1 protein-coding gene is annotated in these 402 nt (G+C 49.3%); it reads left to right on the top strand.

Going from position 1 to position 402, the window contains the following annotated elements:
• Nucleotides 1-402, top strand: a 402-nt coding sequence (locus AC1D0P_RS30970) for an EAL domain-containing protein (protein WP_477680228.1), incomplete at both ends; no start/stop codon positions are given.

The raw sequence follows: 402 nt of genomic DNA, 5'->3' as shown, positions 1-402 counted from the left end.
GGCATGCACTTCGAGAAGGGGAAGCTTGCCTTCGAACTGCTCGAATCAATTTCTTTTGACGATTCCGGACCTGGTCATTTCGATATCATCAAGAACATCAAGAAAATCGGCATTGAAGTCGAGATCGATGATTTTGGAACTGGCCATGCTTCCATTGTCAGCCTGCTGGAACTGGCGCCTAGCAGGCTGAAAATCGATCGCAAGCTGGTCGGCCCGATTGTAAACTCTATTTCGCAAAGAAAGCTTCTGTCGTCGATTATTGACATGGCCAGATCCCTGAACATCGAGGTCGTTGCCGAAGGCGTTGAAACCTCACAGCATATCAAGGTTCTGCGAGAATTGGGCTGCCATGTCCTGCAAGGCTACGCGATAGCGAAACCCATGTCGTCGGAAGAGTTTATC

This window comes from Polaromonas sp. P1_G2 (genome assembly GCF_056405515.1).
The sequence above is the reverse complement of the archived record's forward strand: the minus strand, read 5'-3'. Positions and strand labels throughout refer to the sequence as shown.